Genomic DNA, 25,465 nt, shown 5'->3' with positions numbered 1-25,465 from the left:
CTCCCCCCTATCAATACAATTTTAAACCAGCACAAATATTTGTCAATGATTTATGCCGGCTTTACACAAACTTTTTTCGGAACGATAATTGATTAGTTTAAGCCTGCGATGCGACTGATGGAATAAAATTAAACAGATGCAAAATAAAGGTACACATCATCAAGTGTCGGCAATGTTTCTGCAAGTTTAAAAATATTTCCGTCAAATTTTTCTCCAATAACCCTGATACTTACACCATTCTGACATTGACGCATATTACTTATCACATAATCATCCTGCATCTTTTCAATCTCACCGGGCTTACATACAAATTCCCTCACATATGGTTTCACATCGTCAAGCCAGACCTCCGGAGTTTTACACCCCACTAACTGTCCTTTTTTCATAAGTACGATTTCATCGGCAACACACTCTACATCGCTTATAATATGCGTCGCAAGTATAACAATCCTGTCAAGAGCCTCCTTTGCTATAAGATTTCTCATGGCAATACGCTCATTCGGGTCAAGTCCCGCAGTCGGTTCATCAAGAATAAGCAATGATGGATTTCCGAGAACAGCCTGTGCAAACAACAGCCTCCGTTTCATACCACCCGAAAGCTGTGAAAATTTCTTTTTCATATGTTCCTCTAAATGCACCTGTCTCAGTAAGCGTAATATCTGCTCTTTCACCGAAGGTTCTTTTAACGACAACCCCTTTAGGACAGCCATATACTCCATAAATTCCTGTACTCTCATACCGGGATACCCGACTGACTCCTGCGGCATATAACCTATCCTTTTTCTATATTCTTCGGGAGTAAGTCTTATATCCTTTCCATCAGCAAGTATAACTCCCTCATCCTGTACGAGATTACATGACAATATTTTTATCAGTGTCGACTTTCCTGCACCGTTCTCCCCAAGAAAACCATACAGACCGTTTTCCATATGTAATGAAAAATCATTTAGCGCAACAACATCTTTATATCTTTTAACAATATTTTTTATATCTAATACCATTTTACTCACCATCCCATAACATTTAAACAGATATTTGCAATCCGCTCTGCCTGCTATTTGCTCATAACATTATCAGCGGAAGCGTCATCAATATCCAGCTTATCGCAACTGTCAGTATCTTTCCGTGCACAAGTTTCTGAACCACCCTTACTGCCATACCTGAAACTGCCAGATATACGGTTCTTATGACATAACTTAAAAATGTCACCTGTCCTATACTCAAAAATTCTATATTTTTAAGTGCTCTTATACTCGCCGCAGAAGCACCCATATCCCCCACTTGATATGCCTTTGACACCTGAACTATCCACGGTACATAAATGATAACTGCCACAATAATTCCATATATGACATTTAATATCATCTTTCTTTTATTTATGCTTTTTAGTCCGTATTTTGTCGAATGGCACAACACATCTGTCCCATACCATTCCTCCATTCCCCACATTGAAACAGAGATAAGAACTACAACTAAAACACCTAAAATATCACACCATCTAAGATAACTTCCTGGTATATTCCTGCCAAGCAGCATAAGATAACCTTTTTCATATACAATATGTGCATTTTTCTTGGTTTTAAGGTACTTTGAATAATCTATGATTTTTTTCAGCGGCTCCATTTTTTCAAGTTCATCTGATGCCGCTTTTGCCGCAAGTTCAGTATATTTGTCACCGTTTAATTCCAAATCTTTCTCTAAATCTTCCAGTTTTTTATAAGCATCAGAAAGTTTAATACATTTCTTATCCGTGCAATTTCCATGATATTTGATGACATATTCACGATAATAAAAATCAGAAGAAGCAGATAAATTCTCCTGTGGCGGATAATAAAATACAAACACTGCCACAACAGCAAAAAACAGAATTGCCAGACCTCCTCCATATTTTAAACTCTTAACACTTTCAAAATAAATAAGAAACTTTTTTAATCCGTTTGTGCCTTTTTTATTTTTCTCCAGAGTTCTTACCTGAAAAGACACACCCGCTGATGCACTGCTTATATTAAATATCACAGCAAGCATTGCTACAAACAATATAAGTGCATATATCAGCCATGCCGTCATATAATCAACAGGCTTCTCAAAAAAATTCAAAGCATTATACCCAAACATGAGCATCTGCTGGTCAACACATCTCAACGGATTAAAATAACTAAAAAATGCCATATTACCTGAAAGCGGTATTTTTAACATCAAAAACAACAACGCTGCCGAAATGATAATCTCACTTAAAAATGTCAAAACCGGAGTTTTTATTATTTCTGCTATAAGAAAAAACAGAGTATATAAAAATATAAATCCTATTATCTTAAATATAATAAAAAATACAGTATATAAAGCTATCGTAAACTCTCCCGCAACTGCCTGATACCCCCGCACGGATTGTATCAGTGCACCCCAGCTTGAAAAGCCATACTCTCCTGTATATATAATAAGTTTTATCAAAACCGATAATCCGGTCAAAAAACATACAAGACAAAGACCCACGACCCACTTTGCAAATGTTGTTTTTTTAGTTCCATTTACAGAACCTGCAAGCAGACATCCCATACTTGTCTCACTCTCAATAGTAACAATCCTAAACACTATAAAAAGCACCATAAATGCTATTACAAAGTCCGTAGTATCAGTCTGCATAAACAGTTCAATACCCCTTGAAGCTGAATATCTGACCTTTGATGCGTCAAGTTTCTTATAAAGTTTCTTACACTTTGCCCTTACCCTGCTTTGAAAACTATCCTGTTTTTCTGCCAACAGCCCTCCGCTTGAACCATTTTTAAGATTATCAAGATAATTCTTATAACTTTTTATATTTTCAAGTTCCTCAAGTACAGTCTTATTTGCAGCATAAGAACCCGAACCAGTATTCAGACTTTTTTCCTGTTCCTTTTCAAGTTTCTTAACTGCCTTATTTATGTCGGTTTCATATATGCTTTTTGAGATACGGCAGTAGTCCTTTGGCTGACACTTCGCTGCATCCTGCACATTTACCGCATTATAATAAGATATAAAAAACGACAATAATAATATTGCAATAATAATTCGGCAAAAAACATCAAATTTGCACACCTTTTTAAATTCCTGCTTTATCAAACCCATAATAAAATCATCCCCACATTGACTTATACTTCTTCACACCTGTAATATCACCTTTAACAAAATCGTAAAGTGCGATATATGAATACTCCGTTTTCTCTCCCTCCGCATTTGACAGATAAACTTTATCCTCATAAACGGCACAAAGGATATAATCTCCCTGTGCTATTATGTTCATCTCGTCATTTGATGTATCATATCTTAAATAAGTTCTCTTTTTTGTCTTTTTATCATATGACATAAAATACGCATACTGTTTATCCGTGCTTTTTACAGGTATAAGGTTGTCACCGCTTATCTTTTGAGTCTCTCTGGTATTTTCATCATAATATAAATTGTCTTTTCCCGTATTATAAAATAATTTTCCTGAAACATATAAAAGCGTATTATTATTTCCATAACCGTCTAACGAAACTTTTTCTTTTCCTGATTTTACATCAAGACCTTTAACAAATTTACGACTGTGCTTTCTTTCATAATACTTGTCAGACTTATGTTTCAGAACATCTGAATTAGATACATTTGAGCACACATAAGACATATATAATGTATCTTTTCCCATAACCATTCCGTCAAACGAAAAACCGTATGCTTTTGTCTCAAAATAAACATTGCCCTGTTCACTGCCAGTATCATATTTGTATATTCCAAGTGTAGTTTTAGAAGCATCATCAGTATAATTTTTATACATATATGCAATATATACCGTATTGTCATGATACAAAGCCTCAAAAATATAGTTTGCCTTAGGAAGTTTAACAAGTTTTTTCCTGTTTTGTCCCTCAAGATCTTCACTATATAATGAATAATCCTCACCTGTATCCCCAGCACCGATATAATAAATTTTATCACCACGCTTTGCAAACCCTGTGGTGTTTATATTATCTACATATGCCCCACATTCCTCTGTTCTCGACTTTTGATGCTTACAATTCGGTCTTGCACAAATAAGTCCGTCTTCATTTGCAGCATTAGAGCAAAATCTCATATAATTGTCATCTACATACAATATACCATCTTCAAAATACTGCTCTGTATAACCGGTAATGCTGTCATGCAACTGAGCCTTTTGCTCAGATTTTTTATTATCCGTACTTTTCCTGCTGCCAAAGTTTATCTTAACCACGACACACACTAATGCAATTACAACAATACCAACTGCCACAAACAAAAATTTATTATTTTTTCCCGTTCTGTTTTTCAACTTTATACTCCTCCACCTGTGCATTTAACTCTTTTACTAGTCGCTCTGACTTCTTTGTTATTTTTAATTTTATATCATTATACATCTTTTTGCCGAAATCTGCTTTTTGCCAACAGTCCTGATACATTTCTAGTAATTTTGTATAAACCGACAACTCTTTCTTTAAATTACTATAATCCGGATTAAATCCAGCAATAGCCGACTTTACCCTAAGTTTTGATGAAAGACACTTCTTTTTATATACCCTCATATCTGTTGCTTTTGCACCTTTCAGCTGAAAAGTTCCATCACTAAGACCAATCGCCGCAGGCTGATATATAATACCGTTTTTCACTTTATCCTCATCCACAAATCCGTCTGCATCAGTGAGTTTTGATTTATCCGCGTCACCCCATAACAGGATATTTGCAAGGTCATCATCAGTACGCAATGCCTTAAGAAGCAATAATGCCTTATCTTTCTTATCAGAATTTGCACATACGGCAGTTCCGATACCTATATCATTTGAAATAGCAAATTTTCTTTTCTTATATACCATATCTGCATTGCCACTGTCATCCGTAACATTAAACATCATTGCAAACTTACCTGTGTCATACTGTTCTGACTCATTATCATCTGTCACACCATTATCATCCATACCATGTTTAATATACTTCTTAAGATAACATTTATGTAAAAATGATAAATACTCATAAAAACCTTTCGTATTAAAAGGATTAGTTATCTCCCCTGTTTTCACATTATAAAATAGTCCGTCTTTATATGTATAAACTTCTCTTGAAGTCATATCCTGAAAAGAATTTATTGAAGGAAAGCCTAAAATCTTAGCAGCATCTTCCTTAAGCTTAAGTCCGTCCATTATGCTAAGTAACCCTGCCCATGTTCCATTCCATGACTCTATCTTATCCTGAGATATATACTTTTTATTAAAACCAATCACATTTGATGGTGTATATGACATATTTTCATTTGGCAGAAAATAGTTCTTATTATCAATCTTTGCACAGTCCCATATTTCCTTATCGTAAAGCTTATATACTGCATTGCCATCAGATGATACAAGCCACTTTTCCAAAGGATAAAAATATCCTTTCCTGATAAATTCTGTCATCTCGCCGGGATAATTTTCATATTCCCACCCACAAAATGCAATATCCGTCTTTTTTTCTTTGATTGTTTTCTCCAATGCACTATGATATTCCTTCGGACTGTTCTTTACATAATCATTTTTAAGATAATTAAATCTGACAGAAACATCATAACCTTTCTTATACAATGCTTCATTTAGCTTTTTCACATTATCTTCAGGTACTTTTGCCCCATCCTCAAGAGTCCACACAACCTCATTGTCAGATGTCTTTTTATCAGACTTCAAAGGGGCTGTCTTGCTGCCAGCCCCACTTGAATTACATGAAGTTAAAATAAGTGCAGATGTTAAAAATACTGCTACTAATTTCTTTTTCATATATTAATTACTCCTCTTTAATATGCAACTGCTGTATGCCCTGTGCCAGTCGAACCCGCATAACTTGCATAATGTGATGATGAAACACTAAGGCTTATTCCATTATTAACGGCTTTAAACCCAACTTGCGCAATTGAACTATAACTCAATTTACTACTTGTTACAGGTTTTTTCTGTTTACCATTAACAGCACATATATAAGTTGATGTAACTTTAACTTTTATCCATCCATCATTACCTGTAGTTCCAGAAGCACTCGTTCTAGTTATTTCACTATTACAAAATACATTCTTTTCAGAAAGATGTATAATCGTTGATTTAGTCTTTGCACACCCATACTGCGGAACCAACATAATACTTAATGCTACTACTAATGACATAATTACTTTTACTGCTTTTTTCATAAATTTCACTTATCCTTTCTCTCTTAAATTAAATAACTATACATGACCATGTATTTAGATATTACATCTTTTTAATATTTTTGTCAACAATATTTTTATATTCAAAATATTGACTTTTAAATATTTTCTTTTACAATAAATACATATTTAAGTATTATTATAAACTACATATACGAAAAAAAGGAGTTTACCATGATCTTCAAAAATAAACTACGCCGGAAATATATGTCACAAGTCAAGGCATTTTTTCCTGTAAAAGCTAAAAATGAACGAAAATTTTTAAAAATAATATCAAACTCAGTAGATGATTACTGCACAGAACACTCTGATGCAAATATACAGGATATATATGAACAATTTGGTTCTCCCCAGGAAACCATCAATAACTATATAATGACAACCACCGACTCCTTAAAGCCATATTTTAAAAAAGTCAAACGGGCAAGAACTTTTAGATATATCTCAATCATCCTTATAGCCGTTATTATGATTGCTTCAACTCTCGAAGTAATAAAACTGCATAATGACTACAAGACTTTAAAAGATACAGCCATTTACGATTACGAAGAAACCATAGAATAACACAATATAATAAGGAGGGTTAATATGAATTCCGAAAAAAAGACTAAACTATGCAAAGAATATATATCGCAGATAAAATGCTTTTTTCCTGTAATTCGTCAAAATGAAAAGAAATACATAAATTACATTTCAACTTCAGTTAATGATTACTGTATTGATAATCCGGATGCTGCTATAGAAGATTTATACAATATTTTTGGTTCTCCACAGGAAACAATCAACAGCTATATGTCTGAAAATCCAGATAATATTGTACCATATTTTAAAAAAATAAATGTTAAAAAATGGATAATCAGAATTTTGACATTTTCGCTAATTGCATTTTTAATTGTCACCTCAGCGTCAATTTGGTACTATCACAGAGCCGATCAAATTTTTGAATATGAAAAAAATTTAATTGAACAACTTAACAACAAATAAATTACAAGGAGTCAAAATCATGAAAAATATTATTACTATTATAACCACTTTAGCCATTATATTAACTGCACCGGTAAATGTTTCTGCACAAATGACAAACAGCACAGATTTTAATTCTCAAATCATATATTTAGAAAATGGTGACTATCTTGAAACAAAAATTCAAAGCGAGCAAACAAAATTACCACTTTCTGAAATCAGCTTATTTACAAGAAGCACAAAACAGATTACAAAGACAAAAACCAGCACATATAAATCAGCTAGCGGTAAAAGTATGTGGTCAGTATCAATTACAGGTACATTTACCTACAATGGTTCAAGTGCAAAATGTGTATCATGTTCACATAGCTCAAAAACCTATACCACAAACTGGACTATAAAATCCATATCATCATCAAAAAAAGATAACTCTGCCACTGTAAATGCTGTTGTCGTTCATACATACAATAATACTTGCAAAACTAACATAAATAAAAATGTTACGATAACCTGTTCTAAAAATGGTACAATCTCATAAAAACTATTGACATTATGCTTGTTTTTATATTACATTATTGTATCATAATGTATGTGCATAAATTTTGCACACAGCAGAGTTTCAAAGAAACTCTTAATATGAACGCATAAGCGTTCATTGTATCATATTAAAAAATATTATTTAAGGAATGGCAGGGATTTTATGGCTGCAAAGAATACACTTACAACCGGCATTGCAGAATTATTAATACTATCTATATTAAATGAAAAAGACAGCTACGGATATGAGATTTGCAAGATTATCAAAGAAAATTCTGATGGTCTTATCTCTCTCTCATATAACACAACATATGCTGCAACCTGCAAGATGATTGATAGCGGTCTTGTTACTGAAAAAAATGTAAAGGTTGGAAAAAAACGCACTAGGATTTATTTCCATCTCGAAGATAAGGGGCGGGACTACTACAACAAACTATACGAAACTTATCAAAATATGTCACTGGGCGTTGATAAGATTTTTCACAGTTTAAAAGAACAAAACGAGGAGTAAACATTTCATTTTATCGCTGTTCATTTGCACATAGCTTTATATCACTGACTACAAAGCTATGTGCAATTTTTTATTACTGACACTCTCACGAAGTATTTTTTATGTTCCAGGAAACTTCTCGTTTCCTGGAACATAAAAAAAAGAATCGCCTGGAGAAGCGATTCTTAAAGGAGAAGGTATGAAAAAAATTTAAGCACTTATCAAATGATTCCGTTTCATTTGATGGTTATATATTACCTAACTATTATGAATATGCAATGTTGTTTTTGTTAATAGTTTGTGAACATTAGCATAACATTTTATTACAGATATTGTCTTTTGTGTATTTTATCATTATTTTTGTGTATTTAATCTCATTTTTTTACTTTCTAAAGAGATTGCAACAGTTCAAACTTTTGTCTGATACGAACTTTTTCAATTTTTTTCAAAAAAAGCTTGCTTATTCCCTAAGGTTATATGGTAATTTTATTACAGATACCAAAAACAACAGTTTAATATCAGTCAGAAATGAGGGATTATTATGAAAATCAAAGAATTATCAAATTTACTTAATGTCAGTCAGAAAACCATACGCTACTATGAAGATTGTGGATTTATAATGCCACTTACACAAAATAAATCAGGCAGAATTTTCAGAGATTATGACGAAGCAGCAATAACCCAGTTGAAAACAATTATCGGACTGCGCAAGCTCCGTTTTTCCATTGATGAAATAAAAGCTTTATTTGCTGAACCTGAAAAGCTTGCTGAAATATGCAATACGCACAGAAATAATCTTGAACGTGAAATCGGCGTTATGACTCAGATATGCAAACTTCTTGATGATGTTGATTTTAGCCATATAAATGAAGCCAAAGACCTTACTGAACAAGTTGAAATGCTCCGCCGTGAAACTATACTTGATGACTATTTTTCCGATTATGACCTCAGCACTTTTGATGAACCTTTTACCGATTATGATTTACGCAAACAAAAAACTGATGAACACAAGGAATATTCAAAATTGGTTGCATCCAGCTATTATTTCGCACATCCAAAAGTAAAAAGCAATCTTCAGGGAGGTGCTATAGGAATTCCAAGATAATGTATAAAAAGGCAAAAACAGTGTTTTACCTCTGCAAGAATCGCTCTATGATCCAAGCAATTTCCTATTACTTAAAAAGCCAGCCCGGCAGACAAACCGCCGGGCTGGTTATAATCAAGCTTATATTTCTGATACGCTCTACGACTTGCTCATAACACTATCAATTTATTATATGTAGTTTGTGAACAATGCCATAATATTTTATTATGCATTTAATTTTTCGTGTATTTTATCATTGTTTTTGTGTATTCCAGACAATTTTCTCCCCTATGAAATCATAAATTTTTTGCTGTTCTTTTAATATTTTAAAAATAATCATACCTATTAAAATTCCAATTCCATTAAGTATAATATCGTCCACATCAAATATTCTGCTCGGATAAGACAGCAGTGTGTCAATGATAAGCTGTATTATCTCAATCCCAAATGAAAATAATATTGATTTAAAAAATAATACTTTATAATTAACTTTTTTACTTAAATACCCTATAAGAACAGGCATTGGCATTAACAGTATAATGTTTCCTATCAACTGTATATTTATAATTCCACTATTCTTAACAATATCAATAATATCTTTAAAGGGTATTAACTGGCAAAAATCCAAGATGCTGTTTTTACCAGTTCTCATTTCAGACGGAATTATTCTGATAGGAAAAATCGTTACACTTATCAGCAACATGATATATAACTCAATAATCCCTATGTAACACAGTCTAATCCTGTGTTCTCTTTTTATAATCCTGACTAAAAATGTTATGATAAAAACAACCAAAAACGCTACACAAAACAACGGTGGATGTATCGCAATCGTAAACATGGCTTCTCCCTCCCTCAAAATTCTGTTAATATCTTTAAGCAACGCTTTAATTATATCATTAATAATCAATCTTTTTCAATAATATTTTTATTATCAAAGCATTTTAATAGAGTTATAATATAACTTTATCATTAAATCAAAAAGAACCATCATATCAAAAGATACAATGGTTCTTTTTTCAATTGTGTAAATCACACAAAAATTAGTCTGTTGTATAAGGCATAATTGCAACGTGTCTTGCACGCTTAACTGCAACTGTTAAAGCTCTCTGATGCTTAGCACAGTTTCCTGTAATTCTTCTAGGAAGAATTTTTCCTCTTTCAGAGACATATCTCTTTAACTTGTTTACATCTTTATAATCAATTACATCATGCTCTTTATCTGCACAAAAAGCACAAACCTTTTTTCTTCTACGCATAGGTCTTCTTCTTGCGCCATCTCTATCGCTCTTATTGTAAGCCATGTCGAAATCCTCCTTAATTTTTCCGTAATGTTTTGATAAACATTAACACTTAAATGGTAATTCCTCTTCGATGGCATCCGGAATGTTCATAAATCCGTCACCTGCTGCCTGAGTAGGTTCCGGTCTTGTTGGAGCTGCGGCCCCAGCCTGCTGGTATCCACCGCCTGCATTCTCTGATGCTGCTGCCTTACTCTCAGCAAATTCCTGTTCCTCTACAACTACATCTGTTGTATAAACACGATTGCCATCTTTGTTTGTGTAGCTTCCTGTCTGGATACGACCTGTTGCTACAATCTTTGTGCCCTGATGAAGATATCTCTCTGCAAACTCTGCACCTCTGCCAAATACTACGCAGTTGATAAAGTCTGCTGTCTGCTCATCTCCCTGGCGTCTAAATCTACGATCTACTGCAAGTGTATATCTTGCAACGGCTGTCTGATTTTCTCCCGCTGAATATCTTATCTCAGGATCTCTTGTCAGACGTCCCATTAAAATAACCTTATTCATGAAGGAAACACCTTCCTTTCTTATGCTTCCTGTCTAACGCATAAGTATCTGAGAACATTGTCCATGATGCGGACTGCCTGCTCAAGCTGTGCAGGAACATCTGCTTCTGCATCAAACTGGATGAAGTAGTAGAATCCTTCTTTCATATGCTGAATTTCGTAAGCAAGTTTCTTCTTGCCCCATTCCTCAACATTTGTAATGTTACCGCCGAATTTTGTGACATATTCTTTTGCCTTCTCGACAGTAGCTACTCTTGCATCGTCCTCGATCTTTGCATTGACAACTAATGCTAATTCATATTTGTTCATAGCTGTCTGTACCTCCTTTTGGTCTCTGGCTCTCTTCATGACGCCGACTTTGTGTGATAATTCAAAATCGATGTGTTTCAACACACTTTGTCCTAACAGAAAAGAGCAAGGAAAAATTTAACGTATCACAGTTTCTTATCATACCACATTTTTTTATCTCATGCAAGCATTTTTTCATACGAAACCTCTAAAACCTTTTTCTACCTGTTTTCTCGGAAGCATAACCTGATGATTGCAGCCGGTGCAGCAAAGTCTTATATCCATTCCGACACGCTTTATCTCCCATGCGTTTGTTCCACAGGGATGCGGCTTTTTCATCTTTATTATGTCGCCTATCTTAAGTTCAACCTTGTCTGCCATCTTTACTACTCCTTCATCTCAACATTTTGAATTTCATTTATCCAGTCATAGTAAGCCGTTGTATCTTTTGTCACAGTGCTCATTTTTATTCTCTTTGCACTAAACAATGTGGCTTTTTGTTTTTGAAATACCGGCACTTCTACTGCCTGCTCAAGTATGTTGTTAAAGACTTTTTTATAAAGCTTTTGTTTTCTCCCCATTTTTACGGTGGCATCGGTCTTTTTAAGATATGTTGAAAATTCAGGTATCTTAATTCCAAACATATTTGTCTTTGACATATATTTTTTATAGAGGCTGTATCCGTATGATGTATCTGTTTCAGCACACCACAACTGTGCTTTATTTATAAATTTCTTTGAATTCATCTGTTTTTTTGTTACTGATACAATCTTAAGGTTAACCCCTATATCTTTAAGCAATGCAGATGTTTCTTTTATCATCGGATAGAGCATATTTTTTCTTCCATTTTCAACATATATCCTGTATGTTTTAGATGCTCCCACCGGAATACTTTCCAAAACACCGTCTTTAAATGTGTATCCTGCTTTTTCAAGATATTTAGTGGCTGCATCCTTGACCGCTATCCTTTTATCTTCGTCTGTCATATCATCATTATATATTTCTTCGCCATCTATTGTGTCACTGTATGCCCTATTATAATCCTCATCACCTGTATTTGGTGAAAGCCATGATTCTGATGTGTAAGGATAATTTAATATCTTTACCTTACCTGCAAGTTCTTCTGCCCTCTGTATCCTCTGTGCACTTATAGCAGAAGCTATCGCTTTCCTGAGTGCTTTTGACTGTTCAGACTCACTCTTGTTTGCGACACGCACATTCTTTGCATTTATTCCTACATAACTGAATTTCTTATCAGAAGTAAAACTTGTATTTATATCTGAACCGTATAATTTCCCATTTGAGTTCGCTTTTGCTATCCACTCAAGGTCATCTCCGCTGATGTTTCTGTCCAATACATCAACTGTTCCCTCCGTTACCTCTGTCACTTCCGCAACATGATTAACAGTTTCTTCGTCAGATGCATTTTCGTCTTTTGCCTTATCGTCTCCTGCTTTGGCATCTTCATTGTTGTCCTGAGTCTTTTCATCTTCACCTGCTGCTTCTGCCTTTTTTTCCTCCGCTATAACTTTAGCAACACGCTTGTTTGCTTTTTTTAGAATACCTGACATTTCCTTTATCTGCACAAATGCCGTTTTAGGACAGCCGTTAAAATAAAGCTCATTGTAGGTGTAATAAACTATCTTTTTTTCGTATTTTACATATCTGTACGGTCCTGCTCCCATAGGAGATCTCTTATTCGCACGAACTGATGATATATCACCTTTTTTAAATCCAAATCTGCCTTTTTTATAATTATATTTCGACTCATCACCATAATAATGCAGCGGACATATCGGTATTTGCAATGCTTTTATTGTATCATCACTGTAACCGTCTGTTGTCAGGGTAAGACTGTATTTTCCGGTCTTTCTTATTCCTGATATTTTTCTGACTTTTTTATTTTTCCTGTATTTTTGAAGTCCCGTTATTTTCTGTTTACCTATCTTCTCATCGCCCTTATAAGATTTATCACAAAATGCATATAACGAAAAAATAACATCATCTGCCGTTACATTTTCGCCGTCACTAAAAAGCAAATCATCATCAAGCTTTATCGTATAAACCGTTCTGTTTTTCTTCTTTCTATACTGTACCGATATATCAGCGGGACCATAATAAGTGTACCCATTATCATTGTAGAGCCTTACTTCTCCCTCGACACCTTTATAAACCGGTTTTCCTGCTCTGTCATTTGTGACAAGATATGCCTGTGTAAGTCTTACTACCTCTTTGTCACCTGCACTTTTAGCACTAAACGGATTAAAGTTTTTATTTAACTTATCACAGCCTATCACTATAGGCGAATCTGCCTGTCCATCACCTTTTCCGCCCGCCTGTGCACTTCCTTTTTTTGTTGAAATTGTCACCTTTGGCTTCGGCTTTGGCTCTTTTTTAACTTTCTTTCCACAACCTGTCATACCTAATATCATAGAAAGGCATAAAATTACACTTATCGTCTGTTTTATTTTACTTCTCATCTTCCACCTCTGAATTTATTTTAGCATTTGCAAAAATGTTATGATTTTTATATCAAGCAGATGCTTGCAATCGAAGCAGCAGACCTGCTTAATAGTATTAAATCTTCAAAAAAGCAAACGGGTCATTTTTATCACTGTGAAGAAAATTTATAAGAAGATATGCACCTCTTATAGTCGCAATCTCCTCTTTCAATATCTTCTTTACCATTGCCTTATCTGCAATAACCACCTCAATGTCCTCTGATGCTTCATTGCCTGAATTAGACGGCTCGCCTGTGGCAAAACCAAACACGGCAGTATCACATTCATCTGACATACCCTGATTTTGCGTAAATGGTCTTTTAAGACAGTCATCATAATCGGTAAACGGCTCAAATGTAAGCCCTGTCTCCTCTTTCATCTCCCTTATTGCAGTCTGCTCAGATGTTTCGCCCTCATCAATAAGACCAGCCGGAAGCTCATAAATATACTTGTTTATAGGATATCTGTACTGTCTCACAAGAACAATCTTCTCCGGATCATCCTTAAGCACCGCATAAATAACCGTACCATCTGCTTTCAGTTCACCCGTCTGGCACATAAGGTCACCGTCTTTTCTTCTCGTTGCAAAATAATACGGATGCTCCCTGCCATTCCTATCCACGGCATTTAACTCGTACATATTCAAAAATTTATTGTCCGTCTGCTTCTTCATACCTCTTACATGTTCTCTATCACTCATATTAATCTCCTTCTAAAAATCCTACTACACTTCTTATCCAAATTCATATATCTGCGAAACTTTCTTTATATAAAATTAAATTATGCAGCTATAACACAACCTATAATCAGTTTTGCAGATACAAATCAGTGCATAATAATGTCCGCATATCTTCCATTAGTGACTTTCACAAGATCATCCGGTTTCAAAATTATCTGGAGTCCTAATCTTCCTCCACTGACAATTATCTTCTCATGCTCTTTTGCACTCTCATTTATGACCGTCGGATAATTTTTCTTCATTCCTATCGGTGTGCAGCCGCCTCTTATATATCCCGTAACGGCATTTATGTCTTTTACATGCACCATCTCTATATTCTTCTCACCGACTTCTTTCGCAGCTTTCTTCATGTTTATCTCTTTGTCAACAGGAATCGCAAAAACATAATATTTGCCGCTTTTTCCGACCGTAACGAGCGTCTTAAAACTCATATCATAACTCTGTTCAAGCATATCTGCTATCGACACGCCATCCTTAAAATCATCACATTCGTATTTGTTAAGTTCATATTCAACCTTATTTCTGTCTAGAATACGAACTGCATTTGTCTTAACTTCCTTACCCATTTTATCTCACGCCTTTCAATTTTATTGATAATATTTTTATCTGAACGCACTGTAGGAACTGCCCTTTTTCATTGCTTTTCTGCAATCTGAAAGTTCACTTACCGTCACTAGCTGATACCCTCTTTTTACAAGTGTCGGTATTATCTTTTTCGATGCATCTGCCGTACTTTTGTATAAGTCATGCATAAGAACAATATCACCATCTTTAATATTTTTCAAGACGGCATCTGTCACCATTGCGGCATTTCTGTTCTTCCAATCCTTGGTATCAAGCGACCATATGATGACTGGTGTGTTTATTATCTTATCAATAACAGCACTATGATTTCCTCCGGGCGGTCTGGTAATGATAGTCTTTTTCCCAATTACTTTTTTAAGAACATTGTTTGTGCCGTTTATCTGTTTTTTTATCTCTGCCCTGCTGCATCCGGTAAGAATTTTGTGTCCATATGTATGATTTCCAATCTCACAGCCCATCCTGTCAATCTTTTTAACGATGCTCTTATACGATGCTATCCTGTTTCCAACCTCAAAAAATGTTGCAACTGAATTATTCTTTTTCAATATATTAAGAATGGTATTTGTATTTTTTGACGGACCGTCATCGTATGTAAGTGCAACAAGTTTCTTTTTTGTATTAATCTTTCTATACAATGCCCCGGACTTTCTAAAATAGCACATATATCTGCCTATCTTCTTTTTGCTGCATACCTTGACACCGTTTTTTCCAAAATAATATTTCTTTCCGTTGATATTCACAAATCCCGTGTACATCACACCACTGCTTGTAAAATAATAACCTTTTCCGTTGATGTTCCTATAGCCTATCGCCGCCGCTCCATTGCTTTTGAAGTAGTATTTCTTTCCATCTATCTTCATCCACTTGTTTTTTACCATTTTTCCATCTTTATAATAATACCTGCCATTTGCATTTACAACAAATCCGTTCTTACTGCTGTTAGGACTTTTTGTCGGCTTTACTGTCGGTTTGATAGTAGGTGCAACCACATAATCAGGTTTTATCGTCGGTGCTATTATGACACCGCCCGATGTTGTTTCAGACGGCTCTGCCGCCCCCGGTGTCGCTGTCTTTGTAACAGGCATTTCTGTCTGTATAGCTGCATCACTTGCCACCTGTGCCGTATTTACCATATTTTCAGAGTATGCAAAAATATGTTTTGGTGATATTTTTTTGTTAAAACCGCCGCTTACCGTCACGACCATTGCAATGCACAACACAATGCATATTATTTTTTTCTTTCTATTCATAAAATTCCTCCTAAAATCAAAGTTAAGCAGATACTTACAATCCGCTCTGCTCCTGCCTGATAGTGTTAAAATAAATTCATTAAAGCATAAACTGACAGCAACTATCAAATTTGTGCAATATCAGTCAGAACTTATCTTCTCAAAAATCAAAATCTCCTGATATATCAGCAAACATAAATTCCACAAGTTTATCCATATCATCATAAATGATACTTCCAAGCCACAATTTTACTGTCATTGCCGTTAATGATGACACAGGCAATACTTTAAAATTTAATTTATCATAAATCTTTACACTGTCATAATCAACGCTGTCACCCGCCCCATATATAAATACAGGGATATTTCTCTTTATTGTTTCAGCCGCAAACTCCTCAAGCCCCGGATTTTTGCTGCACATAGTTCCTGAATGGTAAGTAAGATGAATAACCGCTTTCACATCATCAGACAAAAGCCCGTATGCCATCCCCGGAAAAGGCTTTATAATCTGTATGTCCGAAAAACTTTTGTCAATATCTGCCTTTTTCAATATAATATCGGCTATATCAGGTTTTTTAAACAATGCAGGTTTTTCTTTTGATTTATCTGTAAATGTTCTACTATATTCTTCTGATTTATCGTCTTTTATCGTCATGTCATTTTCTGATGATTTATAGTCTGCTTTCGTATATGTTTTGTTCTTTCTATATAAATCAACTTTTGTATTTTTGACAAACTTACCATCTTTAAAACAACCATACTCAGAATTTTTTACGCTGAATACATCATCAGTGTACGCACAATGCTCCATCACTCTTGTTCCACGGTGAATACGCTGTACATCGCCCGTATTATAATAGGAAACAAATAAACCGTTTCCATATCTGCCTTTGACAAATTCCACGGCATATGCGAAATTGATAAGTCCGTTTGCACGCTTATCCTCAAGCACATAGTTTGAGGATACCAGCACTATCGGTATCGATACATCGTCAAACATATAGCCAAGCATAGCCGAAGTGTATTGCAATGTATCAGTCCCGTGCGTAATAATTATCCCATCGTATTTTTCTGACTCAATCTGTTCCTTTATATATTTTGCAAGAAAAAGCATTGTTGAGCAGGTATTATTTTCACTCAGTTCCTGATACGGTGACTCCATAACAAACTCTATTTTTTCAGTTTCAAGTCCCGAAAACAATGAACCTGCACATTCATCATCTTTAGTTTCTCCTGCCTTGCTGCTTTTTATCTTCTCCTCGTACATATTAATAAGCCTGTATTTTTTATCAGCATCAGGTGCGGCATAGCCGTCTGTAATCGTACTTCCAATAGTTCCACCTGTAAAAGCGACCAATACTTTCAAAATCCAAACCTCCGTTTTTCGCTTTTTAAGACATTGTACCCTATTTTCAGCAAAAGGTCTATTAAATCTTGTCGAACATATGCAGTCCGTCAGATTTTCATAATATACTCTGCTGCTTGCTCATAACACTATTAAAAATTAACTTTTTCTTATCATTCCAAATATTTACTTAATCATGCACAAATCCACTTGTTTTGATTTATTTTTGTGGTATATTTGTAATATAATGCAAGAGGCAAAACACCTTTTGGCACAAATATAATGATATATCAATTTTTTGGAGGTAGCATTTTGAGTAATAATATTTTATCAAATTTAGAACCAAAATCAGTATTTAATTATTTTGAACAGATATGCTCTATACCACACGGTTCAAGAAACACTAAGCAGATAAGCGATTTCTGCGTTTCTTTTGCCAAAGAGCACAATTTAAAATATTCACAGGACGAGTCTAACAATATCATTATCTGGAAAGACGGAACAAACGGGTATGAAAACTCTCCATCCGTTATCATCCAGGGGCATCTTGACATGGTATGTGAGAAAGAGCATGACTGTGATATAGACTTTGAAAAAGACGGACTTTCCCTTATCGTTGATGGGGACGATATTCATGCCGACCGCACAACCCTCGGCGGTGATGATGGTATTGCTGTCGCTTTTGCACTTGCAATACTCGATTCAACAGATATTCCTCATCCTCCTATCGAGGCTGTTTTTACTGTTGATGAAGAAATCGGTATGCTCGGAGCCGCAAGTCTTGACTGTTCCCCTCTAAAATCAAGAATAATGTTAAATCTTGACTCAGAAGATGAGGGTTCACTTCTTGTAAGCTGTGCCGGCGGTGTTTCTACTACTGCACATCTCCCTCTCACATTTGAAAAAACAAATGGACTTACGGCTGAGATTACAATTTCAGGTCTTGTCGGAGGACATTCAGGTACAGAGATAAACAAAGACAGGGCAAACTCAAACAGACTTATGGGAAGAACTTTATATGCTCTTTCTAAGAAATATGATTTTAGTCTTGTGAGTGTCAACGGTGGTCTTAAGGATAATGCCATACCTAACAAGACAACTGCTATTCTTATTCTGACAGACGCCGGTGTAAAAGATGCTTTTTCTTCTTCAGTCTCAGAAATGAACGATACTTACAAACATGAATATGCTGTCACAGACCCATCACTTTCAGCCACGGTATCATTTAGCGACAACACTTCCGCCGATGCAATGACAAAACAGTCTACTAAAGCGTTTATCACAGCTCTTGTAAATCTTCCGGGTGGTGTTCACCGCATGAGTCACGATATTGACGGGCTTGTTCAGACTTCCCTTAACATGGGCATATTAAAAACCACTGAAAATGAGATGCAGGCAAGCTTTTCTATCAGAAGCAGCGTAAGCAGTGAAAAGTTTATGCTTATGGATATGATTTCATGTCTTATGGACTCACTTGGCGGCTATATCACAAACTTTGGTGAATATCCTGCATGGGAATTTAAAAAGGAATCACATCTTAGAGATGTAATGTCTGAAGTATTTGAAGAACAGTACGGTTACAAACCTATTATCAATGCACTTCATGCCGGTGTTGAGTGTGGTCTTTTCTCTGAAAAACTTCCCGGACTCGACTGCGTATCATTTGGTCCTGCAATCTATGATATTCATACGGCTAAAGAAAGACTTTCAATAGAAAGTGTCATAAGAACATGGAAATTTACGCTTGAAGTTTTAAAACGACTTAAATAATCATACACCCTTCACTCATATGTATAACGAAATGTTCGTATAACGAAACATTCGTATAACGAATTGCTCGTATAAAAAAGAGTCCCCATTGGTTTGATCCAATGGGGTGGGGTTGAGGGGTATATCTCTTCGTTGCTCTGTTGCAACTATGTCATTAGCTTATTTATATGTCAGATTTTTATATCTTATCTCTCTGACAATTATTATTATACATATTTTTTCAGAAATTGCACCCCTTTTGTAAAATAAGACAAGTTTTTGTAAAATATTACATTTTTCTTCTTTTTTCGGATGCAATCGGCTTGCAAAAATATACATTTTCTCAGGTAAATTTATAAGACTATCACCCGATTTTGTAGGCGTTGTATTTCTCTAGTAATATGTCCGGGTGATAGGAAAGTTTTGCTTTTCTTAAGCCTTCTTCTCCATCATCTTCCTCTCTGTTTACATATTTATAACCCTGACATTCATGCAATACAAATTGTTTATTTATCATAGGGTATGCACCCTGAACATCAGCGTATGCCTTTTCAAAATGAACAACAAATGTATCATCATTTAACGGCTCACCAATCTCAAATGCAACGACCTCGCCATATTTTTTCAGCACACCGCCGACAAGTCCAAGCCTTTTATAATCAATCAGTGCACCTTTTACAACATCATATTCATCCTGCACTTCCTGACTCCATGCATCATCATCATACTTTTTCTGAATCCAGTTATTGTTCATATCTATACATTCATGTAAATTTTCACTGTTAAGCTTTTCATATTCCCAATCATCATCATCCATAAATCTCGCAATATGATTTCTCTTCCCATGAAATTTCTTTCCTGAGAGATTTGCAAGATGCTCTGTCTCGTAGATATAATCAAACATATCCCTGTCAGCCTCGTATCTGAAGTGTTTCGGATACCACTCCTTAAGCTGTTCAACTTCGTAATCGAGCAGTCCATAAAGGTGTATCTGCTCTCCCTTAGCCTGACCATATAAAAACAACTGCTCCAATGCTTTCTTTTTATCTCCGTTTCCAATAGGAAAAACATACATAGCATCATTCTCGGCATAATATCTCAAAATGACACAATCGCCCTCCGTGGCTATCTGGGTCGGAAAATATTTTCTCCATAAATAATTGTTGGCAAAACAAAACTCGCAGGCTTTTTTATTATCTTCCCTGAACTTTTTGCCAAGCCAATCCCTGTCACTAAGTTCTATATCTCTAAAAATCATTCTAATCTCCATTTCCGGTTACTGGTAAATTTCTATATTATTTTATCCCTGCATCCTACTATTATATACATTTAACACATTCTTGCAAGTGCAAAACTTCGTTTTTTCGACACTATACACTTGTATGCTATTTATGCCCGTCATGTGCACAATGCATATCTACACCAATGGTAAACTTATAGCATGACTTCTCCGATATTATATATAGGTTATATTTTGCATTTTATTGAAATTTTTAACAGGTGATTGCGAAACTATCAAAAACTGAAATTAACACAGCATATAATTGGTTTTGCAAATGACTATTTATTTTTTAATCATATAAGGAGGATTTACACATGGCTATAGATTATTCAATTACAAAGTCATATGATATGTATTTTCGTGATTTCTACTCGATTGACAGAAATGCTTCAAAAAGTGAACAGCGTGCTTCATATAAAACAAATAAACTCGCTAAAGCAGACTCAAGTGCAATGACAAAGATTTCAAAAACACTTCGTAAAATGGATTTTTCACAGGACAACGGCAATGATATATTTTACACAGTAAAATCCTTTGTAAATGCTTACAACAATCTTATGGAAAGTTCGGGCTCATCAAACGAGTATGATATATCGCATCCTGAAAAATTTCTCAAAAGTCTTACAAAAGACCAGGAAAAGGCTCTTTCTGATATTGGAATTACAATATCGGCATCAGGCAAGCTCAAACTGGACGAGGATAAACTTATGGAAACTAAACCTGCCAAAATTGGTAAATTATTCTCAGAAGACAGTGAATTTACGAAAAAAATAAACTTCTATGCAAACAAAATTTACCGTGCATCAAACCGCATAGATGTGACATTGTAGGTTATTAAGTTAAAATTTAAAACAAATATTGGAAGTTTTTGGGACTCGTTTATCTTATTGGATTTCATTCAAAAAGTACCAATCGCTTTCAGATTTTGCTTACTTTCCGGCTAAAGACAAAAATACATCATTTACTTTTGTCTCAACAAAAAAGTACCATCAGGACGACCACTTACCCGTCTGTCCCGATGGTACTTTTTTATATTAAATATGCTTTTTTGGTATCAAAACCCATGCACGCTCAAATCTGTTTATAATTAAACAAGTTTAGCTACATTAAGTTTAACTCCAGGTCCCATTGTAGAAGCAAGTGTAAAGCTTCTGTAGTACTGACCCTTTGCTGAAGCCGGCTTAGCCTTTGTGATAGCTGCGATCAATGTGTTTACATTGTCTGTAAGCTGCTCTTCAGTGAAAGATACTTTTCCTACAGGAACATGAACGATATTAGCCTTGTCAAGTCTGTACTCGATCTTACCTGCTTTGATATCGTTTACGGCTTTTGTTACATCCATTGTAACTGTTCCAGCCTTAGGGTTTGGCATTAAGCCCTTTGGTCCAAGTACACGACCAAGACGACCAACAACACCCATCATGTCAGGAGTAGCTACAACTACATCAAACTCAAACCATCCATCGTTCTGAATCTTTGGTACGAGTTCCTCGCCACCTGCATAATCAGCACCTGCTGCTAATGCTTCGTCTACCTTGTCACCCTTAGCGAAAACAAGAACTCTTACTTTCTTTCCTGTTCCGTGTGGTAATACAACGGCACCACGAATCTGCTGATCTGCATGACGTCCGTCTACACCAAGTCTGATATGAGCTTCAACTGTCTCATCAAACTTTGCTGTAGAAGTTTTCTTTACAATACCTACTGCTTCTGCAACATCATACTGCTGAGTCTTATCGTACAACTTAGCAGCCTCTACATATTTCTTTCCTCTTTTCATAATAATAAAACCTCCTGGTGGTAGTAACGGCGGGTTCTAAGACATACCGGAATTTTATGTATGTCGCCTCCCACAACGTTCAATCTATAACAAATCTTCCTATGCGATATTCTTTTTAAATATTATACCTGATTTTTGCTTATTATTCCTCTACAGTAACACCCATGCTGCGTGCTGTACCAGCGATCATGCTCATAGCAGCTTCAAGGTTTGCAGCATTTAAGTCAGGCATCTTTGTCTCAGCAATTTCCTGGACCTGTGCCTTTGTGATTGTAGCAACCTTAGTCTTGTTAGGAACACCTGAACCAGACTGGATGTTACAAGCTTTCTTTATAAGAACTGCTGCCGGTGGAGTCTTTGTGATGAAGCTGAAGCTCTTATCCTGATATACAGTGATAACAACAGGAATAATCATTCCTTCCTGTCCAGCCGTCTTAGCATTGAACTCCTTTGTGAACTGTACGATATTAACTCCGTGCTGACCAAGAGCAGGACCAACAGGTGGTGCTGGTGTTGCCTTTGCTGCAGGAATCTGTAATTTAATATATCCTTCGACTTTCTTAGCCATTTTTAATTTACCTCCTAAATAATAAATACATGGTAACAATCTGAAACTGCATTGCTTTAATTAGTCACAAACTTTTACATCATTAAAGCTCAATTCAGTTGGTGTCTCACGACCAAACATATCAATATTTATCGTGACTGTTTTGTTCTTGAGATCTATCTGGCGAACAATACCAACCGTATCTTCCCAGATGCCCGATGTGACGATTACAGAATCGCCTATGCTAAATGGAGCTTCAGCTACCGAACTCATAAGTCCCATGCTTGCCACTTCCTCATCCGTAAGTGGAACCGGCTTTGATCCCGGACCAACGAATCCTGTAACACCGCGAGTATTTCTGACAACATACCATGTATCATCATTCATAAACATCTTTATCAAAACATATGCAGGGAACATTTTCTGCTGAACAAGCTTTTTGCTGTCCTTTCCTTCCCTTTCAACCTCTTGCATAGGTACATATACCTCTAAAATCTGATCTTGAAGATTACGATTTACGATAGTATTCTCTATGTCTGCTTTTACTTTATTCTCATACCCTGAATAAGTATGAGCCACATACCAACGCGCTTCTGTATCTGCCATAATCTATCACCTTAACCCATCTGAATAATCTTATCAAGGCCTGTCTTGATAACAAAATCAAGCAGAGCAATGATTGCGCCCAAAATAACTGTTACAATAACTACCGCAGTAGTTTCTTTGATGGTTGTCTCCTTGTCAGGCCATACGATTTTCTTGAACTCTGACTTTAATGAACGGAAAAAACCACCTTTTTTTCTCACAGATTTATCTGTTGCAGATTTATCTTTTACAGGCTTGTCTGCTTTTTTTGTATCAACAGCATTGTCTGCCTGTTTATTTTCTGCAACTGCTTCGTTCTGTAATACTTCTTTGTTTTCGGAATCTCCCATAACTGCCTCCTACTGTAACAAGCATTGCTTGCATATTTACTAAGACTTATTTTGTCTCTTTGTGCATTGTGTGCTTTCTACAGAATCTGCAATACTTCTTTGTTTCCATTCTGTCAGGATGATTTCTCTTTTCCTTAGTAGTATCATAGTTACGCTGCTTACATTCTGTACATGCTAATGTAATTTTTACTCTCACAGGTTTCACCTCCATATAATATTTTGTGTTACGATTAGTTCTGTTTTCATGGCTTTTTACCATGACCTTTTTCTTAATATCGCTAAAGAATTTTAGGCATAAAAAAAAGACCTGTTACATCGCTTATCAAATATATCACAAAAATGCACCCCTCGTCAAGTGGTTTTTGGGGAATTTGTAACTGGTTGTAACAGTTCACGGACGCTTAGAATGGATTGTGGTATATTTTTACATATTTTCTAATAAATACTAAATGTTATATTATTAAAATGTTTTATATTTTTTGTATCTGCTTTTATATACACTTTAATATTACAAACTCATTTGTCAGTATTTCACTTAAAAGATAATGAGAAGTTTATGTATGAACAGTAACGATTATTTTTATCTTTTTAGTATAATTTTTTTCTTTTACACTTTTATATAGATATTTTTTTGTATATAATAATACTTGCTTTTTGTTATACACTCAATATATAAAATAGTATTTGCTATTTTTTTGCAATTCACACGATATATAAGTAGTTTTGCAATCACCAAGCACCTATCTACTTATTATAGGCATTTGCGAAACTATCATAAACCTTGATTAAATTGTGCAGATATAACAAATAATGTTAGTCGGCATTTTTGTCGTCGTCAGCACTTAATCAGCGTTTTTTGCTGATTTATGTACTGCTACGAACGACAACATAGCGAAAGCGTGCCGACGGTATTATTTGTTATAGCTGTGCAATTAACACAACATACAATTAGTTTCGCAAATACCTACCATTATTTATAATGAAAGGATTTTAAACATGAATTTACAAGACGCAAAAAAACGCAATGACATTATACTTATCATATGCGTTGTCGTCGCCGCTGTCATTTGTTTTACGGCTTACAAGTTATATTTTAATAAATCAGGTAAGTTTGTCACAGTTAAGGTTGATGGCAAAGTTACCGCTTCTTATCCAATTGATGTTGACAAGACCGTTACGATAAATGGGGTAAACGGCGGTAAAAATGTTCTTAAAATAAGCAGCGGTACTGCCGACATGACCGAAGCCGACTGCCCTGACCAGACCTGTGTTAAAAAGCACAGTATAAGATATGAGGGCGAGACTATCGTGTGTCTGCCGCATAAAGTCGTGATTTCCATTGACCATTCTTCTAATGACAAGACAGATGATGATGCACCTGACGCTGTAGTTAAATAACAAAAAAAGC

The 25,465-nt window shown here is 35.3% G+C and carries 29 protein-coding genes; 8 read left to right on the top strand and 21 right to left on the bottom strand.

The features are described 5' to 3' along the window. Positions 1 to 128: 128 nt before the first annotated feature. The 5 genes from DWZ63_RS11110 to DWZ63_RS11090 form a co-directional block, all read right to left on the bottom strand. Positions 129 to 1,001, bottom strand: coding sequence for an ATP-binding cassette domain-containing protein (locus DWZ63_RS11110; protein WP_182431506.1), 873 nt, complete (start codon positions 999 to 1,001; stop codon positions 129 to 131). A 61-nt stretch (positions 1,002 to 1,062) separates the two neighbouring features. Then, entirely contained in the window at positions 1,063 to 3,102 is a 2,040-nt protein-coding gene (locus DWZ63_RS11105; protein WP_118499928.1) for a hypothetical protein, read from the bottom strand. Positions 3,103 to 3,109: 7 nt separating this feature from the next. Then, positions 3,110 to 4,303 carry a hypothetical protein gene (locus tag DWZ63_RS11100; RefSeq protein WP_055940680.1) on the bottom strand — a complete coding sequence of 398 codons (1,194 nt, stop codon included), beginning with the start codon at positions 4,301 to 4,303 and terminating at the stop codon, positions 3,110 to 3,112. Further along, entirely contained in the window at positions 4,278 to 5,771 is a 1,494-nt protein-coding gene (locus tag DWZ63_RS11095) for a hypothetical protein (RefSeq protein WP_055940677.1), read from the bottom strand. The genes DWZ63_RS11100 and DWZ63_RS11095 overlap by 26 nt, the downstream gene beginning before the upstream one ends. 17 nt (positions 5,772 to 5,788) lie before the next feature. After that, complete coding sequence (locus DWZ63_RS11090; RefSeq protein ID WP_147353228.1) at positions 5,789 to 6,175, bottom strand: hypothetical protein; 387 nt, start codon at positions 6,173 to 6,175, stop codon at positions 5,789 to 5,791. A 192-nt stretch (positions 6,176 to 6,367) separates the two neighbouring features. Here DWZ63_RS11090 and DWZ63_RS11085 point away from each other — a divergent pair, with 192 nt between their 5' ends. The 5 genes from DWZ63_RS11085 to DWZ63_RS11065 all read left to right on the top strand — a co-directional run bounded on the left by DWZ63_RS11085 (position 6,368) and on the right by DWZ63_RS11065 (position 9,288). Beyond that, on the top strand, positions 6,368 to 6,757 hold the full coding sequence (locus DWZ63_RS11085; RefSeq protein ID WP_055940672.1) for a DUF6120 family protein: 390 nt from the start codon (positions 6,368 to 6,370) through the stop codon (positions 6,755 to 6,757). A gap of 24 nt (positions 6,758 to 6,781) precedes the next feature. Continuing rightward, complete coding sequence (locus tag DWZ63_RS11080; protein WP_055940669.1) at positions 6,782 to 7,177, top strand: DUF6120 family protein; 396 nt, start codon at positions 6,782 to 6,784, stop codon at positions 7,175 to 7,177. 19 nt (positions 7,178 to 7,196) lie between these two features. Further along, positions 7,197 to 7,694: a hypothetical protein gene (locus tag DWZ63_RS11075; protein WP_055940666.1), complete on the top strand. Its 498-nt coding sequence runs from the start codon at positions 7,197 to 7,199 to the stop codon at positions 7,692 to 7,694. Positions 7,695 to 7,856: 162 nt separating this feature from the next. Then, positions 7,857 to 8,204, top strand: a complete 348-nt coding sequence (locus DWZ63_RS11070; RefSeq protein ID WP_022013737.1) for a PadR family transcriptional regulator — start codon at positions 7,857 to 7,859, stop codon at positions 8,202 to 8,204. Between the two features lie 520 nt (positions 8,205 to 8,724). Next, positions 8,725 to 9,288 (top strand): MerR family transcriptional regulator, encoded by a 564-nt coding sequence (locus DWZ63_RS11065; protein ID WP_055940661.1) that lies wholly within the window; start codon positions 8,725 to 8,727, stop codon positions 9,286 to 9,288. A gap of 232 nt (positions 9,289 to 9,520) precedes the next feature. Here the strand turns inward: DWZ63_RS11065 and DWZ63_RS11060 are convergent, their stop codons facing one another. The 10 genes from DWZ63_RS11060 to DWZ63_RS11015 form a co-directional block, all read right to left on the bottom strand. Further along, positions 9,521 to 10,108, bottom strand: coding sequence for a VanZ family protein (locus DWZ63_RS11060; protein ID WP_118499927.1), 588 nt, complete (start codon positions 10,106 to 10,108; stop codon positions 9,521 to 9,523). Positions 10,109 to 10,310: 202 nt separating this feature from the next. After that, entirely contained in the window at positions 10,311 to 10,571 is a 261-nt protein-coding gene (gene rpsR / locus DWZ63_RS11055) for a 30S ribosomal protein S18 (protein WP_022013740.1), read from the bottom strand. A 42-nt stretch (positions 10,572 to 10,613) separates the two neighbouring features. Then, positions 10,614 to 11,078: a single-stranded DNA-binding protein gene (locus DWZ63_RS11050; RefSeq protein WP_022013741.1), complete on the bottom strand. Its 465-nt coding sequence runs from the start codon at positions 11,076 to 11,078 to the stop codon at positions 10,614 to 10,616. A 20-nt stretch (positions 11,079 to 11,098) separates the two neighbouring features. Further along, positions 11,099 to 11,386: a 30S ribosomal protein S6 gene (gene rpsF / locus DWZ63_RS11045; RefSeq protein WP_022013742.1), complete on the bottom strand. Its 288-nt coding sequence runs from the start codon at positions 11,384 to 11,386 to the stop codon at positions 11,099 to 11,101. A 174-nt stretch (positions 11,387 to 11,560) separates the two neighbouring features. Next, complete coding sequence (locus DWZ63_RS11040; RefSeq protein ID WP_055940655.1) at positions 11,561 to 11,746, bottom strand: DUF951 domain-containing protein; 186 nt, start codon at positions 11,744 to 11,746, stop codon at positions 11,561 to 11,563. A 5-nt stretch (positions 11,747 to 11,751) separates the two neighbouring features. Then, positions 11,752 to 13,845, bottom strand: a complete 2,094-nt coding sequence (locus DWZ63_RS11035; RefSeq protein WP_055940652.1) for an ABC transporter substrate-binding protein — start codon at positions 13,843 to 13,845, stop codon at positions 11,752 to 11,754. Between the two features lie 97 nt (positions 13,846 to 13,942). Then, the gene (locus DWZ63_RS11030) at positions 13,943 to 14,566 is read right to left on the bottom strand and encodes an NUDIX hydrolase (RefSeq protein WP_243020599.1); all 624 of its coding nucleotides are present in this window, start codon (positions 14,564 to 14,566) and stop codon (positions 13,943 to 13,945) included. 125 nt (positions 14,567 to 14,691) lie between these two features. After that, entirely contained in the window at positions 14,692 to 15,171 is a 480-nt protein-coding gene (ybaK, locus tag DWZ63_RS11025; protein ID WP_055940649.1) for a Cys-tRNA(Pro) deacylase, read from the bottom strand. Between the two features lie 36 nt (positions 15,172 to 15,207). Continuing rightward, complete coding sequence (locus tag DWZ63_RS11020) at positions 15,208 to 16,440, bottom strand: polysaccharide deacetylase family protein (protein ID WP_055940647.1); 1,233 nt, start codon at positions 16,438 to 16,440, stop codon at positions 15,208 to 15,210. 139 nt (positions 16,441 to 16,579) lie between these two features. After that, positions 16,580 to 17,785, bottom strand: a complete 1,206-nt coding sequence (locus tag DWZ63_RS11015) for an asparaginase domain-containing protein (protein ID WP_055940645.1) — start codon at positions 17,783 to 17,785, stop codon at positions 16,580 to 16,582. Between the two features lie 291 nt (positions 17,786 to 18,076). Here DWZ63_RS11015 and DWZ63_RS11010 point away from each other — a divergent pair, with 291 nt between their 5' ends. Beyond that, entirely contained in the window at positions 18,077 to 19,534 is a 1,458-nt protein-coding gene (locus DWZ63_RS11010) for an aminoacyl-histidine dipeptidase (protein ID WP_312032753.1), read from the top strand. Positions 19,535 to 19,877: 343 nt separating this feature from the next. Here the strand turns inward: DWZ63_RS11010 and DWZ63_RS11005 are convergent, their stop codons facing one another. Further along, positions 19,878 to 20,771, bottom strand: coding sequence for a phosphatidylglycerol lysyltransferase domain-containing protein (locus DWZ63_RS11005; protein WP_182431505.1), 894 nt, complete (start codon positions 20,769 to 20,771; stop codon positions 19,878 to 19,880). A gap of 338 nt (positions 20,772 to 21,109) precedes the next feature. Between DWZ63_RS11005 and fliD the strand changes: the two genes are divergently transcribed. Then, positions 21,110 to 21,625, top strand: a complete 516-nt coding sequence (gene fliD, locus DWZ63_RS11000; RefSeq protein WP_118499924.1) for a flagellar filament capping protein FliD — start codon at positions 21,110 to 21,112, stop codon at positions 21,623 to 21,625. A gap of 257 nt (positions 21,626 to 21,882) precedes the next feature. Here fliD and rplA read toward each other — a convergent pair whose 3' ends face one another. The 5 genes from rplA to rpmG all read right to left on the bottom strand — a co-directional run bounded on the left by rplA (position 21,883) and on the right by rpmG (position 24,268). Beyond that, the gene (gene rplA, locus DWZ63_RS10995; RefSeq protein ID WP_022013752.1) at positions 21,883 to 22,575 is read right to left on the bottom strand and encodes a 50S ribosomal protein L1; all 693 of its coding nucleotides are present in this window, start codon (positions 22,573 to 22,575) and stop codon (positions 21,883 to 21,885) included. Between the two features lie 142 nt (positions 22,576 to 22,717). Further along, positions 22,718 to 23,143, bottom strand: coding sequence for a 50S ribosomal protein L11 (gene rplK, locus DWZ63_RS10990; protein ID WP_022013753.1), 426 nt, complete (start codon positions 23,141 to 23,143; stop codon positions 22,718 to 22,720). A gap of 60 nt (positions 23,144 to 23,203) precedes the next feature. After that, positions 23,204 to 23,728, bottom strand: coding sequence for a transcription termination/antitermination protein NusG (nusG, locus tag DWZ63_RS10985; RefSeq protein WP_022013754.1), 525 nt, complete (start codon positions 23,726 to 23,728; stop codon positions 23,204 to 23,206). An 11-nt stretch (positions 23,729 to 23,739) separates the two neighbouring features. Next, positions 23,740 to 24,057, bottom strand: a complete 318-nt coding sequence (gene secE / locus DWZ63_RS10980; RefSeq protein WP_022013755.1) for a preprotein translocase subunit SecE — start codon at positions 24,055 to 24,057, stop codon at positions 23,740 to 23,742. Positions 24,058 to 24,103: 46 nt separating this feature from the next. Next, complete coding sequence (rpmG, locus tag DWZ63_RS10975; RefSeq protein ID WP_270393414.1) at positions 24,104 to 24,268, bottom strand: 50S ribosomal protein L33; 165 nt, start codon at positions 24,266 to 24,268, stop codon at positions 24,104 to 24,106. 785 nt (positions 24,269 to 25,053) lie between these two features. On the opposite strand from rpmG, the gene DWZ63_RS10970 reads away from it, so the two are divergent. Then, on the top strand, positions 25,054 to 25,455 hold the full coding sequence (locus DWZ63_RS10970) for a NusG domain II-containing protein (protein ID WP_118499923.1): 402 nt from the start codon (positions 25,054 to 25,056) through the stop codon (positions 25,453 to 25,455). Positions 25,456 to 25,465: the final 10 nt, after the last annotated feature.

Source organism: Clostridium sp. AF34-13 (genome assembly GCF_003477845.1).
In the GTDB taxonomy this organism is placed as follows: Bacteria; Bacillota; Clostridia; order Lachnospirales; family Lachnospiraceae; genus Butyribacter; species Butyribacter intestini.
Note: the sequence above shows the minus strand (reverse complement) of the source record. Positions and strands in the feature narration are given on the sequence as shown.